General features: G+C 40.3%; 1 protein-coding gene. It reads left to right on the top strand.

The window, feature by feature from the left end; translation table 11 throughout:
* Nucleotides 1-97: 97 nt before the first annotated feature.
* The coding region (locus AC3AYF_RS21730) for a GGDEF domain-containing protein (protein ID WP_487780542.1) at nucleotides 98-1042 on the top strand (945 nt) is incomplete at its 3' end.

Genomic DNA, 1042 nt, shown 5'->3' with positions numbered 1-1042 from the left:
ATATTTTGACTCCTACACACCGAATCATATTGGAAGGTAAATAATTATCACGGATAGGTAAATATTAATTTCATTGTGTTGTGAAAGAGGATTTCCCTTGGCCAAAATAGCATCCTTCCCCCCTGTCTATAAACATGTTGCCCAACAAGCAACGGAAAACCTTCGCCGTCTTTTCCCCTTCATTAATAAACACAAAAATCCCGTTAACCCGGTTAATTATGCTGTTTGGTATGAATATGTGTCCGGTGATAATCAACAATTAAACGCTGCTATTGATACTCGTTTAAGTAAGAACGAAACCATCACCGAAGACATAACCCAGTATTTATATGAAAAGTTCGTCTTGATGGGTATGCCTGAACGCATTGAAAAAACCAATAGCGGCATGCGTTTGATTGTCGATAATACCTTGCAAAACATCACTAAAGCCGAAGCGAAAGCCGGTGCCTGTGCCTCCGACCTAAACAACAGTCGTAACCTGCTTGAAGGTTTGAATAATGTTGAAGAATTAAAGGGCGTGATAACAACTATTTTATCGCAAACTCAAATGTTGACCGAATCAAGCAACGATCTAAAACAAGAATTAGCTAAATCAACTCAAGATATGATGGCGCTCAAAACAGAGTTAGAAGAAGTTAAAAAAGCAGCAATGACCGATGGTTTAACCGGTTTACTTAACCGCGGCGCGTTCAATCAAGAACTGGAAAAGCTATGTAACCGCGGTGAAATTGAAGTATCACTCATTTTATTTGATTTGGATAACTTCAAAAATATTAATGATACTTACGGTCACTTACTCGGTGACAAAGTCATCCAGTTTTTTGCCGGAATACTAAAAAAACACAGTAAAAACATTCACCCTGTCGCACGTTATGGCGGTGAAGAAATGGCGATGATCATGTTGAATACCAAACCACCAGCGGTGCTCGAAATGGCTGAAGCTATTCGGTTGTCCTTGGCGAATAGCAACCTAAAAAAGAAGGGCAGTGAAGAGACGATTGGCCAAGTCACCGTCTCGGTGGGCATCAGTAAACTGATCGCC

This window comes from Salinicola sp. (assembly GCF_982684285.1).
The sequence above is the reverse complement of the archived record's forward strand: the minus strand, read 5'-3'. Positions and strand labels throughout refer to the sequence as shown.